The following is a 14098-nucleotide window of genomic DNA, read 5'->3' as shown; positions in this document are numbered from 1 at the left end:
GCGGAGTGGGGGCGTGTGTCGAACTACTCGACGGTGAAGCCCTGTTCCTTGCCGTACTTGATGGAGGCGTCCTGCCAGGCCTGCAGCCCGGCGGAGAGCTTGGTGTCGCTGATGTAGGCCTTGCCGACGGTGTCGTTGAAGATCGAGTTGGCGTACTGCTGGAAGGGCAGGTACGACCAGTCGGAGGCGACGTTGGCGGCCGACTCGGCGAAGATCTGGTTGGCCTTCTGGCCGCCGAAGTACGGGAACTCCTTGTTCTGGAACGCGCTGTCCTGGAGCTCCGCGGTGGTCGCCGGGAAGGCGCCCTCCTTGATACGGGTCGCGACGCCGTCACCGGAGTTCGCGTACTCGACGAAGGCGTAGGCGAGTTCCTTGTTCTTGCCCAGCGCGGGCACGGTCAGCGCGCTGCCGCCGTTCTCCGTGCTCGCCTTGTCGCCCTTGGTCCAGGCCGGCATCGGGGCCGCCCGCCAGTCACCGGAGGCGTTCTTCACGCCGGTGACGAAGTTGGCGGGCATCCAGGCGCCGCTGGGCAGGGTGGCGATGGTGCCGTCGCCCAGGCCCTTGTACCAGTCGTCGGTCCAGCCGTTGATGGGGGCGACGAGCTTCTCGTCGATGAGCTTCTGCCAGGTGGCGGTGTACTTCTTGGCGCCCGCGTCGTTGAAGTCGATCTTCACCTTGGTGCCGTCGACCTTGTAGGGACGCGAACCGGTCTGCCACAGCAGGCTGGTGGTGAGACCGGCGTCGCCGGCGTCGGCGGCGATGAAGATCTTGGAGTCGGCCTCGTGCAGCTTGCGGGCCGCCTCGACGTACTCGTCCCAGGTGGTCGGGACGGCGATCTTGTACTTGTCGAAGACCTTCTTGTTGTAGAACAACGCCATCGGGCCGGAGTCCATCGGCAGGCCGTAGGTCGCCTTGCCCTCGCTCACCGCGTTCCACGGGCCCGGGGTGTACTTGGACTTGAGCTTGTCCGCGCCGAAGGGGGTCAGGTCGCTGAGGCCCTTGGTGAGGGCGTACTGGCTCATCGCGAAGTACTCGACCTGCGCGACGTCGGGGACGCCCTTCTTGGCCGAGATCGCGTTCGACAGGGCCGTGTAGTGCTTGTCGCCGGAGCGCTCGCCGACGAGGTTGATCTTGACCTTGGGGTACTTCTTCTGGAAGTCGGCGGCGACCGACTTGAGCGTGGGCTCCCAGGCCCAGACCGTGACCGAGCCGCCCTTCTTGAGGGCCGCCTGGATGTCGTCGGCGGAGACCGGCTTCTGGCCGGAGCTGTCGTCGTCGGAGCCGCCGCAGGCGGTCGCGCCCAGGGCGAGGACGGAGAGGACGGCGAGGCCGCGCATCAGGCGGCGTGTGGTTCTGCGCATGGAGGTGCTTCCACTTCTTCGTGGGTGGGACAGGGTGAGGGTGAGAGATGAAGGTGAAAGAGATGGGACCGAGAGGCCCTTGAGGGCCGGGCTACTCCTTGACGCTTCCGGCGGCGAGCCCGGACTGCCAGAACCTCTGCAGCAGCAGGAACGCGGCGATCAGCGGGATGATGGTGAGCAGCGAACCGGTGATCACCAGGTTGAAGATCACGTCACCGCCGATCGTCTGGGCCTGGTTGTTCCAGGCGTCCAGACCCAGGGTTAGGGGATACCAGTCCGGGTCCTTGATCATGATCAACGGCAGGAAGTAGTTGTTCCAGGTGGCGACCGTGGTGAACAGCAGCACGGTCACGGTGCCGGGGGCGAGCAGTGGCAGGGCCACCTGGAAGAAGGTGCGGATCTCGCCCGCTCCGTCGATCCGGGCGGCCTCCATCAGTTCGCCCGGGATCGCCTCGGTGGCGAAGACCCACATCAGATACAGGCCGAAGGGTGAGACGAGCGAGGGGATGATCACCGCCCACGGGGTGTCCGTGAGCCCCATCTTGCTGAACATCAGGAAGGTGGGCACCGCCAGCGCGGTGCCCGGGACGGCGACGGCACCGATGACCACGGCGAACACGGCGCGCTTCCCGGGGAAGGTGAACTTCGCCAGCGCGTAGCCGCCCAGGATCGCCAGGAGGGTGGCGCCACCGGCACCGAGCACCACGTACAACAGGGTGTTCAGCAGCCAGCGGACGAAGATGCCGTCGTGGTACGAGAACGTCTGGCTGATGTTGTCCCAGAGGGCGAAGTCGTTGCTGAACCAAAGCCCCGACGAATCGGCGAGCCCGTCCTGGGTCTTGGTGGCGCTGATGACCAGCCACACCAGGGGCACCACGGTGTAGAGCAGGACCAGGCCGGTGAGGACGGTCAGCAGCACACTGCGCTTGGGGCGCCCGGGAACGTGGCCGCGGCGTGTGCGCAGACGGGGCACGCCCTTGGAGCCGCCGGAGTTCTGGGCGGGTGCGGGCTGGGAGGCGGTGGTGACGGAGCTGCTCATGTTCACGCTCCCTTGCGCATGCCGCGGAGCTGCACGACATAGGCGATGACCATGGTGATCAGGCCCATGATGATGGCGACCGCCGCGGAGTAGTTGTGCTGCTGGCCGTTGAAGGACAGCGAGTACGTGTAGAAGTTCGGGGTGAAGTCGGTCGTGATGGCGTTGCGCGCGATCGGCCGCAGGATGGCCGGCTCGTTGAAGAGCTGGAAGCTGCCGATGATCGAGAAGATCGTCGCGATGACGAGGGCACCACGGATCGCGGGGAGCTTGATCGCGCTGATGACGCGGAACTGTCCGGCGCCGTCGATCTCCGCGGCCTCGTAGAGCGACTGTGGGATGACCCGTAGCGCGGAGTAGAAGATCAGCATGTTGTAGCCGATGAACTCCCAGGTCACGATGTTGCCGATCGACGCCAGGATCAGGTCGGACGAGAGCGGGTCGGGCAGGGTGACGTCGAAGGCCGAGTTGATGTCGCCCACCAGTCCGTACTTCGTGCCGTACATGAAGCCCCACATCAGGGTGGCGACCACGGCGGGCACGGCGTACGGCAGGAAGATCACGATGCGGAAGAAGTCCTTGCCGTACAGGCGTCCGCTGTCCAGTGCGAGGGCGATCAGCAGGGCGATACCGAGCATGATCGGAACCTGGACGGCCAGGAAGAGCGAGACCCGTGCGAGCGAGTCCCAGAACCGGTCGTCCTTGAGCGCCTGGGTGTAGTTGTCCAGCCCGACGAAGGTGGTGCCACCGATCAGCTGGTCCCGGAACAGGCTGAGGTAGATCGAGTACACGATCGGTGCCAGGAAGACGAGGGCGAACACGGCCACGAAGGGACCGATGAAACCCCACCCCGTCCAGGAGCGGCGATCCCGTTTCGCCGGAGGCCGGTTCGGGCGCCGCTTGGCTGCCGCCGGCGGTTGTAGCGTCGTCATGTCGTTCCTCGCTCGTCCCTCTCGCGAACCCGGCGTCGTGCGCCGCTGATGTTTGCGTAAACATCCAGTCCCCAAGCAGGTCGTGGCCTGTTATGTTTACGTAAACATCTGATGGCGGCATGTCTACACTGCCCCGTTGACGGTGGTCAAGGGTCATTTGAGGAAACTGCGGCTCGAACGGCGAGGGAGACGGGTGGACACAGCGGACAGCGCCTCGGTGAGCAGGCCGAAGGCGTCGGCACGTGCCGGAAAACGGGCCTCACGCCGGACGCAGAGCGCGTCCATGGCGGATGTCGCCCGACTGGCGGGCGTCTCCTCGCAGACCGTCTCGCGGGTGTCGAACGGTTACGCGGGCGTGAACGAGGAGACCCGGCAGCAGGTGCTGGCGGCCATGCGGGAACTGGGCTACCGGCCCAACAGCGCCGCCCGGGCGCTCAAGCGCGGCGAGTTCCGCACGATAGGCGTCATCACCTTCGGCCTCTCCACCACGGGCAACGTGCGCACGCTGGAGGCGATCGCCACCTCCGCGGCGCACGAGGGGTACGCGGTCACGCTGCTGCCCGTCGCCGTTCCCACGCAGGACGAGGTGCGTGGCGCCTTCTCCAGGCTGGGGGAACTGGCCGTCGACGCCGTCATCGTCATCCTTGAGGTGCATCTGCTGGACGCGGTGGCCCTCACCCTGCCGCCCCACATCCAGGTCGTCGTGGCCGATTCGGACGCGGGCGACCGCTACACCGTGGTCGACACCGACCAGGCCGGCGGGACCCGCGCCGCGGTGCGGTATCTGCTCGACCTCGGCCACCGGACCGTCTGGCACCTGGCCGGTCCCGAGGAGTCCTTCGCGGCCCAGCGCCGCGCCGACGCCTGGCGTGCCGAACTCACCGAGGCGGGCTGCACGGCGCCGCCGCTGGTGCGCGGCGACTGGTCGGCCGAGTCCGGCTACCGGGCCGGCCTCGAACTCGCCGCGCAGCGGGAGTGCACGGCGGTGTTCGCGGCCAACGACCAGATGGCGCTGGGCCTGCTGCGGGCCCTGCACGAGCAGGGCCGGTACGTGCCCGACGACGTCAGCGTCATCGGCTTCGACGACATCCCCGAGGCGGGCTCCTTCCTGCCTCCCCTGACCACCGTCCACCAGGACTTCGCCGAGGTGGGACGCCGCTGTGTCGAGGGCGTGCTGCGGCAGATGCGCCACGACACGCCGGAACACGGGACCACGCTCGTGCCGACGCGGCTCGTGGTGCGCGACAGTACGGCGGCGCCGCGGGTGGGCTGAGCGCTCGGCGCTCCGCCGGACGTGCCGTGCGTCGTCGTCCGCGGGTGCCTCGTGGCCGGTCGCGCGGTGCCCCGCGCCTCTAATGGGGCGGGGCGGGGTTCTGCGTACGGCGCGGGACGCCGGGCGCATGGCCGTGAGGCGGGCCGCGGGGATGGCGACGTGCGGTCAAGCGGTCCGGGGGAGCCGTCGGCTCGGCCGGCCGGTCGGGGCCATGGGGGCCGAGCGAAGTACCGAGGGCGGGCCGGCCAGGAGGGCCTGGCCCCGGGGAGGGCCCGCCCGGGAACCGGGATCAGTTGTCCGGCTGTTCCATGGCCTCCACGATCGCGTCCCAGAGGCGGGACCTGGCCTCCAGCGCGAGGGTCGCCGTCTCCGCGGCTTCCTTCCAGCGGGTGTCGTCGTCGCGGCAGAGGTCCGCCACCATGGCCATGGCCATGGGTGTGTGCTCCTCGCCGTCCACCTCGATGTGCCGGGCCAGGTAGTCGCAGAAGATCGGGAACCGGTCGGAGCCCTCCTTCTTGATCACCTGGTCGAACATGTCCGGGATGAGGTCCTCCCGGGAGAACGCGAAGGCCGCCGCCTGGCAGTGGAGGGGCCTGTCGAGGATGATCCCGAACGTCGTGGTGACGAACTCGGCCGCGGGGCCGGGTACTTGGGCGGCCCGCAGCGCCGCCTGTACGTCATGGCCCTCCCCGAGCAGTGCGAGGAACGTGTCGAGGCGTGAGGTGTCCGCTCCGGCCTCGATCATGCCGCCCCGGTAGAGCTCGAAGTGGCTGGTGAAGCCACCGTCCAGCTCGTCGCTCTCCTCCACCAGCACGATGTCGTTGATGAGCCGTCGGCTCACCTGCGAGCCCCGCGGCACCCAGGGGACGTCCACACACGTCAGCTCCCGCTGGAGGGACTTCAGGAGCGACATGAAGTCCCACACCGCGAAGACGTGGTGCTCCATGAAGGTCGCCATGTCCTCCCGGGTACTTATCCGCTGGTAAATCGGATGGGCGGTCACTTCTTTTCGGGCCGGTTCGATCTCGGCGCGCGCCCGATCGATTCCCTCGTGGGTCATGCTCCAGTCATACCTGGACATGGGTCTCCTTCTTGCTTTTCAGATCCGGCTTATTCGGCTCGACGTTCGGCTCTTCACGTCGCCGGCGAACGGTGCCCCCGCGACCGATGGTGCCGCTTTGCTCGAGAACCCGGCAAGTGGTTTCAGGAATTGACAAATGTTACCCGAAGTACGCCATGACAAAAGCCATCAAGGCGGGCAGAAGGATGACAAAGTGCCGCTTTCTCGGCTGCGCGCAAAAACTCCGTTGAGAGTTGAACATCAGGAGTTGCCTTTCCGTATTCAGAGGCGTGACCAGGAATCCCGTTACCGTCACCGTCGCGTATCGAGTGGTGCCGGGCCGCGAGGCCGAGTTCCACTCCTGGGGGTGGGGCGTGCTGCGTGCGACCGCGCAGGAACCGGGCTTTCTTGGCGGTGGCGTACTTGTCGACGGAGAGGCGGAGTGGCATGTGGTCTACCGCTTCACCAGTGAAGGTTCCGCCCTGGCCTGGGACAACTCGGTCGAGCGGGCGGAGTGGCAGGCCCGTGGGGAGACGCTGGCCCGTGAGACGGGCCGGCGGACCGTGCGGGGGTCGAAGGCCTGGTTCGAGTCCCTGACCGAAACGCCTTCCGCGGCGGCACCACGTCCGCCACCGAAGTGGAAGTTATGGTTCGTGAATATGAGCGCGGTCTTCCCTCCCGTCCTCATATTCAATTTGTTGGTGCTTCCTTACCTCGGTGACTTCAACCCTCTCATCCGCACCTTGTTCCTCTGCCTGGCCGTGACGGCCATTGTCACGTGGATTCTCATGCCGCGGCTGCAGCGTTTCTTCAAGAAATGGCTGTACCCGCCGTTGCAAGCGATCCGTGGACGGCACAAACGACGGGCTGCGCAAGGCTGAGAACGACCAAAAAAGGGGGGTGGGCGGGTGAAGACCCTGCTCATCGACAATTATGACTCGTACACATACAACCTGTTCCAGCTGATTGCCGAGGTCAACGGCGAGGAGCCGGTGGTGGTCCTCAACGACGCCTCGGCCGACGATCTTCCGGACCTCCGGGGGTTCGACAACGTGGTGGTTTCCCCGGGACCGGGGCACCCCGCCCAGGCCCGTGACTTCGGCATCAGCGCCACGGTGCTGGCCGAGGCCGCGATCCCCGTCCTCGGCGTCTGCCTCGGACACCAGGGCATCGCGGCTGGCGAGAGCGCCCGGGTGACGGCCGCACCGGAGCCCCGGCACGGCCATCTCTCCAGAATCCGGCACACGGGCGAGGGCCTGTTCAGCGGACTCCCGCAGGACTTCACCGCGGTCCGCTACCACTCGCTGTCCGTACGGGAACCACTCCCGGCGAGCCTCAAGGGCACCGCCTGGGCCGAGGACGGCGTCCTGATGGGGCTGAGACACCGCACCCGGCCGCTGTGGGGCGTGCAGTTCCACCCCGAGTCGATCCTCACCGAGTACGGCCACCGGCTGTTCCTGAACTTCCGAGGCCTCACCGCGGCGCGCAGTCGCGGGGTCCGCCTGGCCAAGTCCCGGCCGCGGGAGCCCCGAGCGGAAGGCGGCGCGGCCAAGGCGTTCGTGCCCCGCCCCCGGCGCTCCGCGCCCGTCGGCCACCGGCTGCACAGCCGCCGGATCGCGACCGCCGTGGACACCGAGACGGCCTTCACCCGGATGTGCGCCGACGCGCCCAGGGCGTTCTGGCTGGACAGCTCGCGGGTCGAGGAGGGGCAGTCCCGCTTCTCGTTCTTCGGCGACGGCACCGGTCCGCTGGCCGAGTTCGTACGGTACGACGTCGAGTCCGGTGTCTGTGAGGTCGAGCGGCCCGGGCGGCCCCCGCGCAAGGTGCAGGCCAGCGTCTTCGACTATCTGAAGCGGCAGTTGGCGACCCGCCGGGTGGACGCCGGCGAGCTGCCCTTCGACTTCACCGGCGGCTACGTCGGCTACTTCGGCTACGAGCTCAAGGCCGACTGCGGCTCGCCGAACCGGCACCGGGCCGACACCCCGGACGCCTCCTGGCTCTTCGCCGACCGGCTGATCGCGGTCGACCACCAGGAAGGCTTCACCTACGCGGTCTGCCTGGCGGAGGACACCCCGCAGGGCGCGCGGGACGCCGGCGACTGGCTCGACAGGGCGGTGGCGCAGCTGAGCTTCGTGCCGGCGGCCGGGCCCGCCGTGACCCCGCCGGCCGCGTCCGAGCCGGACCTGCACGCCGCCGAACCCTGGCTGGTGCGCGACCGGGATACCTATCTCGCCGACATCGAGGCCTGCAAGCGCGAGCTGAACGCCGGCACCAGCTACGAGATCTGTCTCACCGACGCCGCCGAACTACCGGCGCCGCCCGACCCGTTGGCCTACTACCGGGTGCTCCGGCGCATCAACCCGGCGCCCTACGCGGCCTTCCTGCGGTTCGGTGACCTGGCCGTGGCCGGCGCGTCCCCCGAGCGCTTCCTGCGGATCACCCGGGACGGCATCGCCGAGGCCAAGCCGATCAAGGGCACCGCGCCCCGCGACGACCGGCCGGAGGAGGACGCCCGGCTGAGGGACTCGCTCGCCGCGGACGCCAAGACCCGCGCCGAGAACCTGATGATCGTCGACCTGCTCCGCAACGACCTGGGGCGGGTCTGCGAGACCGGCACGGTCCGGGTGCCGCGCCTCATGGCCACCGAGACGTACGCCACCGTGCACCAGCTCGTCTCCACCGTCGAGGGCCGCCTCCGCGAAGGCACGGAGGCCGTGGACTGCGTACGCGCCTGCTTCCCCGGCGGCTCGATGACCGGGGCGCCGAAGCTGCGCACGATGGAGATCATCGACTCGCTGGAGACCGCCGCCCGCGGTGTCTACTCCGGGGCCGTCGGCTATCTCGGCTGCAGCGGCGGAGCCGACCTCAACATCGTCATCCGTACCGCCGTCTTCACCGGCGGCCGGATGCACCTGGGAGCCGGCGGCGCCATCGTCCTCGGCTCCGATCCCGAAGCGGAGTACGACGAGATGCTGCTGAAGACCGCCGCGCAGTTACGTGCCCTCCGCGAGTCCACGACCGCCGAGCCGGTCTCCTTGCAGGAGCAGATCCGATGACGCCCACGACCTCCGCCCCGAACCCCACCGACACGGGCGGTGTCACCGAGACCGAGGCCGGGAACCTGGCCTCCGGGCTCGCCGCGCTGGCCGAGGGCCAGGGCTGGACCGACCGGCCCGCCTTCCACCAGGGCCACCGGGCCTGGACCCACGGCGAGGTGCACGACCTCGCCGCCCGCGCGGCCGGCGTGCTCGCCGACCACGGTGTCCGCCCCGGCGACCGGGTACTGCTCGCGCTGCCCGACTCCCTCGCCTGGGTGACGGCCTTCCTGGCCACCGCCCGGCTCGGCGCGGTCGCGGTCCTCGTCAATCCCGAACTGCCCGCGGCCGACCACGAGTTCATGGCCGAGGACGCCGGGGCCGCCCTGTGCGTGACCGGGCCGGGACTGGAGGAGCGGTTCACCGGCCGGACCAGGCTGGGCGCCGACCAGCTCGTCGCGCTCACCCGCAGCACACCGCCGACCACCGGCGCCCACCCGGCCGGACCGCGCACCCCGCTCTACATCCAGTACACCTCCGGAACGACCGGCACCCCCAAGGGAGTTGTGCACTGCCACGGTGACCCCGGGACGTACCACGAGCTCATCGGCGACCCGCTGCTGCGCATCACCCCGGACGACGTGACCCTCTCGGTGTCGAAGCTGTTCTTCGCCTACGGCTTCGGCAACGCGTTCGTCTTCCCGCTCTTCTCGGGATCCTCCGCCGTACTGGTCGACCGGCGCCCCTCGCCCGCCGCGGTGGACGAACTCGTCGCCCGCCACCGGGTGACCCTGCTCTACTCCGTCCCCTCGGCGTACGCCGCCCTGGTCGCCGACCGGGCCGACGGACACGCCGCCTGCTTCGCCTCCGTACGTGTGGCGGTGTCGGCCGGCGAGGGCATGCCCGCCGGACTCGGCGAACGCGTCACCGAACTGCTCGGCGCGCCCGTCCTGGAACAGATCGGCTCCACCGAGGCCGGGCACGCCTTCTGCGCCAACAGCCTCGACGCCAACACCCCCGGCACCGTCGGCCGCCCGGTCCCCGGCTTCTACGTGGAGCTGCGCGACCGCGCCGGACACCCGGTACCGGACGGCTCGGAGGGCGAACTCTGGGTCAAGGGACCGACGTTGACACCCGGCTACCTGAACCTGCCCGGAGAGACGGACCGTGTCCTCGTCGACGGCTGGCTCAACACCCGGGACCGCGCGCGACGCGAACCGGACGGCACCTACCGGCACTTGGGCCGCGCCGACGACATGGAGCTGGTCGGCGGCATCACCGTCTCCCCGCTGGAGGTGGAGGCCGTGCTGCGCAAGCATCCGGCGGTACGCGAGGTCGCGGTGGCGGCCGTCACCGACGAGCGCGGCGCGACCGCGCTGCGGGCCTACGTCGTGATCGGCGTGTCGCCCTCGACGGCTCCCACCTTCGCGGCGTCCAGGTCGGGTCTGGAGTCCGAACTCATCGCCCTGGCCCGCGAACACCTCGCCCCCTTCAAGGCACCCCGAACCGTCCACGTCGTGCCGTCACTGCCCCGCACCCCGACCGGCAAGCTCCGCCGCCACCTCGTACGCCAGGGAGCGTGGTGACCGTGTCCACGACCGCGAACACCCCAGAAAGGAAAGGGCACATGCCACAGCCGCAGTCCCTGTTCTCCGATCGTGGGTTCTACCTCGGCCCGATGTTCCAGCAGGCCGCCGCCCGGCACGGGGCCGTCCCGGTCACCCTGGACCGGCCGCTGGACGTCAACCCCGACCTCGGTCTCGACCTCAGCTACCCGGTCCTGGCCGCCCTGGTCGAGGACCTGTCCGGGCGGTTGTGGGAGGCCGGCGTCCGGCCCTCCGAGCAGGTCGTCGTCCACAAGACGGACAACGTCGACATCGTCCTGCTGACCTGTGCCGTCTCCCGGATCGGCGCCGTCCCCGTCCTGCTCTCCCCGGGCCTCCAGGGCCCCGTCGTCGGCGAGCTCCTGAAGCGGCTCCGCGAGCCGTGGCTGGTCACCGACCGGGCGAAGCTCACCGGACAGCTCAAGGACATCGAGGTCGCCCGGCTCGTCCGGCAGACCCTCAGCGTGGGCGACGCTCCCGGAGCGGTCCCGCTGGACAAGTACGCGGGCGCCCCGCCCCACGGGCCCGTCCGGCTGCACCCGCGCGAACCCGCGCTCATCACCCACAGCTCGGGCACGACGGGCATCCCCAAGCTCGCCGTGCACTGCCCGAACACCATGTGGAACCGGCTCGTACCGCAGAAGGCCATGGGCTGGCCCACCCGCGGCGAGACGGCCGCGCTCCACATGTCCTTCGTGCACTCGCGCTTCTACCACCTGCTCGGCGTACTGCTGCACTTCGGCAGCCCCCTGCTGTTCATCACCGACCCCGAGCCCGCCGCCGCGGGTCCGCTGCTCGCCCGGCACCGCCCCGGCATCGTCGAGACCCACCCCAACACCTTCGTACTCTGGGAGGAGTTGGCCGACGCCCCCGGCGCACCACTGGCCCGCGTCCGCTCGTACGGCAGCACCTTCGACGCGATCCACCCGCGCACCGTGCAGCGGCTGCTCGGTGCGTCGAACCGGCGCTCGCCCTGGCTGATGCAGCTGTACGGACAGAGCGAGACGGGCCCGGTCGCCTTCCAGTGGTACACGCGCCGCAGCGCGGCCAAAGCGGACGGCCGCCGCGTCGGCATCGGCATCCCCGGCTTCACCCGGGTCCGGATCGCCGACAGCGAGGGACGGCGGACGCAGCCGGGTACAGCGGGCCGTATCGAGGCCCGCACCAGGGGCCGGATCCTCACCTACCTCGGCGCCCAGGACCAGTACGACCGTCAACTGGGCGGCGGCTGGTGGCAGATGGGCGACATGGGCTACCGGAACCGCTGGGGCGCCCTCTATCTGATCGACCGTGAGATCGACCAGATCGACTCCGTGCACAGCAACCTGGAGATCGAGGACACACTGATGTCCCGCCTCGACGAACTGCGCGAGGTCGTCATCGTGCCGGGCGTCGACCGCGAGCCGGTACCGGTGGTGGTCGTCCGGGGCGAACAGCCCCTCGACCTGCAACGCTGGCACGAGGCGACCGCCGACCTCCCCAAGATGACCTACCCGCGGCAGTGGCGGTTCGACGAACTGCCGATGACCTCCACCTGGAAGGTCAAGCGGGTGGAGATCACCCGCATGCTCACCGAGAGCGCGACCGCGAAAACCACCGCCGAGCATCCCGGCGGCGCCTGACGTGAGCCCTGTCATCGTCGTGGGCGCCGGGCCCGTGGGCATGTCGGCCGCACTCGGTCTGCGCGCCCACGGACTCCCGGTCACCCTCGTGGAAGCGGACCCGCAGGGACGCGAACGGCCGGGCAGCCGCGCCCTGTTCGTCCACAAGGAGACCCTGCAACTGCTCGAAGGGATGCGCCCGGGTCTCGCCGCCCACATCACGTCGTACGGACGGACCTGGCAGACCAGACGCACCCTGTACCGGGGCCGCGAGGTGTACGCCAAGTCGTTCCCGCCGCCTTCCTTCCCGCCCCCGTTCACCAGTCTGCGCCAGGTGGACACCGAGCGGTTCCTGCTCGCCGCCTGCGAGGCGGCCGGGGTGGACTTCGCCTGGGGCGCGCGTGTGACGGGGGTCAAGGTCACCGACTCCGGAGTCGCGGTGAGCAGCGAGGACGGGCGTGGCTGGACGGGCACCCACGTCATCGCCGCGGACGGCGCCCGCTCGGCGGTCCGGCGGGAGCTGGACATCCCCATGGAGGGCACCCGTTCGGAGGGCTTCCACGTCGTGGTGGACGTGTCCGACATCCCGGGCGCCGACCTGCCGCTGGAGCGGGTCTTCCACTACGAGCATCCCGGCGTCGGCGGCCGCAGCGTCATGCGCGTGCCGTTCACCGGAGGCTTCCAGGTCGACCTGCAGTGCCGCGACGACGACGCGCAGGAGTCCTACGGCACCGAGGAGGCGGTACGGCGGTGGCTGCCCGCGGTCGTGGGGGAGGGGTACGGCGACCGGATCCTGTGGGTGTCGACGTATCACTTCCTCCGGAAGGTCGCGGCGACCTTCACCGACGAGGAGCACCGGGTGCTGCTCGTCGGCGAGGCGGCCCACCTCTTCCCGCCCTTCGGTGCCCGCGGAATGAACAGCGGCATCGCGGACGCGGCGGCGGCAGCGGCGGCAGTGGCCGCCGGCACCACGGAGGCGGTCGCGGAGTTCGCGGCGGCCCGGCGGGCGGCGGCCCAGTTCAACAGCGCGGCGGCCGGCGCCGCCCTGGACCATCTGCGGCCCAGCAGTCGGACCGTACGGGCGAAACAGTGGGCCGCGGCGGCTCTGGCACCCGTACTGCCCTGGTGCGGGGCCTGGTTGGAACACGCACCGTACGGTCCCAGGCACGGATCACCGGCGAGCGCCGGCCGGAAGTACTGACCGGAGCACCTGACGCACCGGCCGCACTGACGCACGTACTGAGAGGAGAAAGTTCCTTTGATGACACAACCGGCAACCGCAGAGGGGCTGTTGGCGTGGATGCCCGGCCGTGGACTGATCGCCGGCCTGGCGGCCGACACCCAGCTGCTGGTCGCGGACTCCTGGCTGGTCAGGGACGGACAGGTGCGCGGGCTCGACCGGCACCGGGAGCGGTTCCTGCGGGCCTGCGGCGACTGCGGAGGTCCGTCCCCCGATCAACTCGACGAGTTCTGGCGGGACATGACGGCCGCGCTGCCCCGTACGGGATCGTGGTTTCCGCGCGTCGAGCTCGTGGCCGGGTCCCTCCAGTTGCGGCTGCTCCTGCGGTACGCGCCGCCGATCGCCCCGGAGGTACGGGTGTGGGCGGCCGGCCAGCCGGACCCGAGAACCGTGCCACGCCGCAAGGGACCCGACCTGGACGTACTGGCCCGGGTCCGGCAGCGGGCGAGGGGACAGGGCGCGGAGGAGGCGGTACTGATCGCCCCCTCGGGCCTGGTACTGGAGGGGGCGACCTCCAGCGTGCTGTGGTGGGAGGACGACACCCTGTGCCTGCCCCCGCAGCAACTGCCGATCCTGGCCGGCGTCACCACCGGCCTCATCCAGGAACGGGCCGTGCACAGCGGGATCCGGATGGCCCACCGCGAGCGGACCCTGGAGCAGCTCGCCGGGCGGGAGGTGTGGCTGGTGAACGCCCTGCACGGAATCCGGCCGGTGATCGGCTGGGAAGGCCGGCCGATGGAAGCGGGTCAGGACCTCTTCGCCAAGGAATGGCGGGAATGGCTCGACGGCCTGGTGGAGCCCCTGCCCCCTGCCTGATCCGAACCTGATCCGAACCTGATCCGACAAAGAATCCGATAAATGATCAGATAAATAGGGGAAAGGTACGCGCCGGACCGAATGCATTCGGCCCGGCGCGATTATCCATATCCGCATTCAGTAAATTTCGGAGATCACTT

11 protein-coding genes are annotated in these 14098 nt (G+C 69.6%); 7 read left to right on the top strand and 4 right to left on the bottom strand.

Annotated features, from left to right (window positions below; genetic code table 11):
* Window positions 1–23: 23 nt before the first annotated feature.
* The 3 genes from ACH4YP_RS41040 to ACH4YP_RS41030 all read right to left on the bottom strand — a co-directional run bounded on the left by ACH4YP_RS41040 (window position 24) and on the right by ACH4YP_RS41030 (window position 3329).
* Window positions 24–1361 carry a sugar ABC transporter substrate-binding protein gene (locus ACH4YP_RS41040; protein ID WP_361071420.1) on the bottom strand — a complete coding sequence of 446 codons (1338 nt, stop codon included), beginning with the start codon at window positions 1359–1361 and terminating at the stop codon, window positions 24–26.
* A 91-nt stretch (window positions 1362–1452) separates the two neighbouring features.
* Complete coding sequence (locus ACH4YP_RS41035; protein ID WP_398496244.1) at window positions 1453–2400, bottom strand: carbohydrate ABC transporter permease; 948 nt, start codon at window positions 2398–2400, stop codon at window positions 1453–1455.
* Window positions 2401–2402: 2 nt separating this feature from the next.
* Entirely contained in the window at window positions 2403–3329 is a 927-nt protein-coding gene (locus ACH4YP_RS41030; RefSeq protein ID WP_361070300.1) for a sugar ABC transporter permease, read from the bottom strand.
* Window positions 3330–3612: 283 nt separating this feature from the next.
* On the opposite strand from ACH4YP_RS41030, the gene ACH4YP_RS41025 reads away from it, so the two are divergent.
* On the top strand, window positions 3613–4602 hold the full coding sequence (locus ACH4YP_RS41025) for a LacI family DNA-binding transcriptional regulator (protein ID WP_361070297.1): 990 nt from the start codon (window positions 3613–3615) through the stop codon (window positions 4600–4602).
* A 289-nt stretch (window positions 4603–4891) separates the two neighbouring features.
* On the opposite strand, the gene ACH4YP_RS41020 is transcribed toward ACH4YP_RS41025, so the two are convergent.
* Window positions 4892–5683, bottom strand: a complete 792-nt coding sequence (locus ACH4YP_RS41020) for a DUF3050 domain-containing protein (RefSeq protein ID WP_398496242.1) — start codon at window positions 5681–5683, stop codon at window positions 4892–4894.
* A 269-nt stretch (window positions 5684–5952) separates the two neighbouring features.
* Between ACH4YP_RS41020 and ACH4YP_RS41015 the strand changes: the two genes are divergently transcribed.
* From ACH4YP_RS41015 to ACH4YP_RS40990, 6 genes are read left to right on the top strand one after another with little or no spacing between them, the layout of a single operon-like run.
* Window positions 5953–6543 carry an antibiotic biosynthesis monooxygenase gene (locus tag ACH4YP_RS41015; RefSeq protein WP_361070291.1) on the top strand — a complete coding sequence of 197 codons (591 nt, stop codon included), beginning with the start codon at window positions 5953–5955 and terminating at the stop codon, window positions 6541–6543.
* A 27-nt stretch (window positions 6544–6570) separates the two neighbouring features.
* Window positions 6571–8718 (top strand): aminodeoxychorismate synthase component I, encoded by a 2148-nt coding sequence (gene pabB, locus ACH4YP_RS41010; protein WP_361070289.1) that lies wholly within the window; start codon window positions 6571–6573, stop codon window positions 8716–8718.
* Complete coding sequence (locus ACH4YP_RS41005) at window positions 8715–10283, top strand: AMP-binding protein (protein ID WP_361070287.1); 1569 nt, start codon at window positions 8715–8717, stop codon at window positions 10281–10283. Before pabB ends, ACH4YP_RS41005 begins: the two co-directional genes overlap by 4 nt.
* A gap of 41 nt (window positions 10284–10324) precedes the next feature.
* Window positions 10325–11923 (top strand): class I adenylate-forming enzyme family protein, encoded by a 1599-nt coding sequence (locus ACH4YP_RS41000; RefSeq protein ID WP_361070284.1) that lies wholly within the window; start codon window positions 10325–10327, stop codon window positions 11921–11923.
* A gap of 1 nt (window position 11924) precedes the next feature.
* Entirely contained in the window at window positions 11925–13103 is a 1179-nt protein-coding gene (locus ACH4YP_RS40995; protein ID WP_361070281.1) for an FAD-dependent monooxygenase, read from the top strand.
* Between the two features lie 60 nt (window positions 13104–13163).
* On the top strand, window positions 13164–13958 hold the full coding sequence (locus ACH4YP_RS40990) for an aminotransferase class IV (protein WP_361070278.1): 795 nt from the start codon (window positions 13164–13166) through the stop codon (window positions 13956–13958).
* The last annotated feature ends 140 nt before the right edge of the window (window positions 13959–14098 follow it).

This window comes from Streptomyces sp. NPDC020747, assembly GCF_044334695.1.
GTDB lineage: Bacteria > Actinomycetota > Actinomycetes > Streptomycetales > Streptomycetaceae > Streptomyces.
Note: the sequence above shows the minus strand (reverse complement) of the source record. Positions and strands in the feature narration are given on the sequence as shown.

What these genes read in the sequence shown, in the direction of transcription:
- ACH4YP_RS41040 (WP_361071420.1), bottom strand. Translation starts at nt 1,361, where the DNA reads ATGCGCAGAACCACACGCCGCCTGATGCGCGGCCTCGCCGTCCTCTCC.
- ACH4YP_RS41005 (WP_361070287.1), top strand. Translation starts at nt 8,715, where the DNA reads ATGACGCCCACGACCTCCGCCCCGAACCCCACCGACACGGGCGGTGTC.
- ACH4YP_RS41025 (WP_361070297.1), top strand. Translation starts at nt 3,613, where the DNA reads ATGGCGGATGTCGCCCGACTGGCGGGCGTCTCCTCGCAGACCGTCTCG.
- ACH4YP_RS41020 (WP_398496242.1), bottom strand. Translation starts at nt 5,683, where the DNA reads ATGTCCAGGTATGACTGGAGCATGACCCACGAGGGAATCGATCGGGCG.
- ACH4YP_RS40990 (WP_361070278.1), top strand. Translation starts at nt 13,164, where the DNA reads ATGACACAACCGGCAACCGCAGAGGGGCTGTTGGCGTGGATGCCCGGC.
- ACH4YP_RS41000 (WP_361070284.1), top strand. Translation starts at nt 10,325, where the DNA reads ATGCCACAGCCGCAGTCCCTGTTCTCCGATCGTGGGTTCTACCTCGGC.
- ACH4YP_RS41035 (WP_398496244.1), bottom strand. Translation starts at nt 2,400, where the DNA reads ATGAGCAGCTCCGTCACCACCGCCTCCCAGCCCGCACCCGCCCAGAAC.
- ACH4YP_RS41030 (WP_361070300.1), bottom strand. Translation starts at nt 3,329, where the DNA reads ATGACGACGCTACAACCGCCGGCGGCAGCCAAGCGGCGCCCGAACCGG.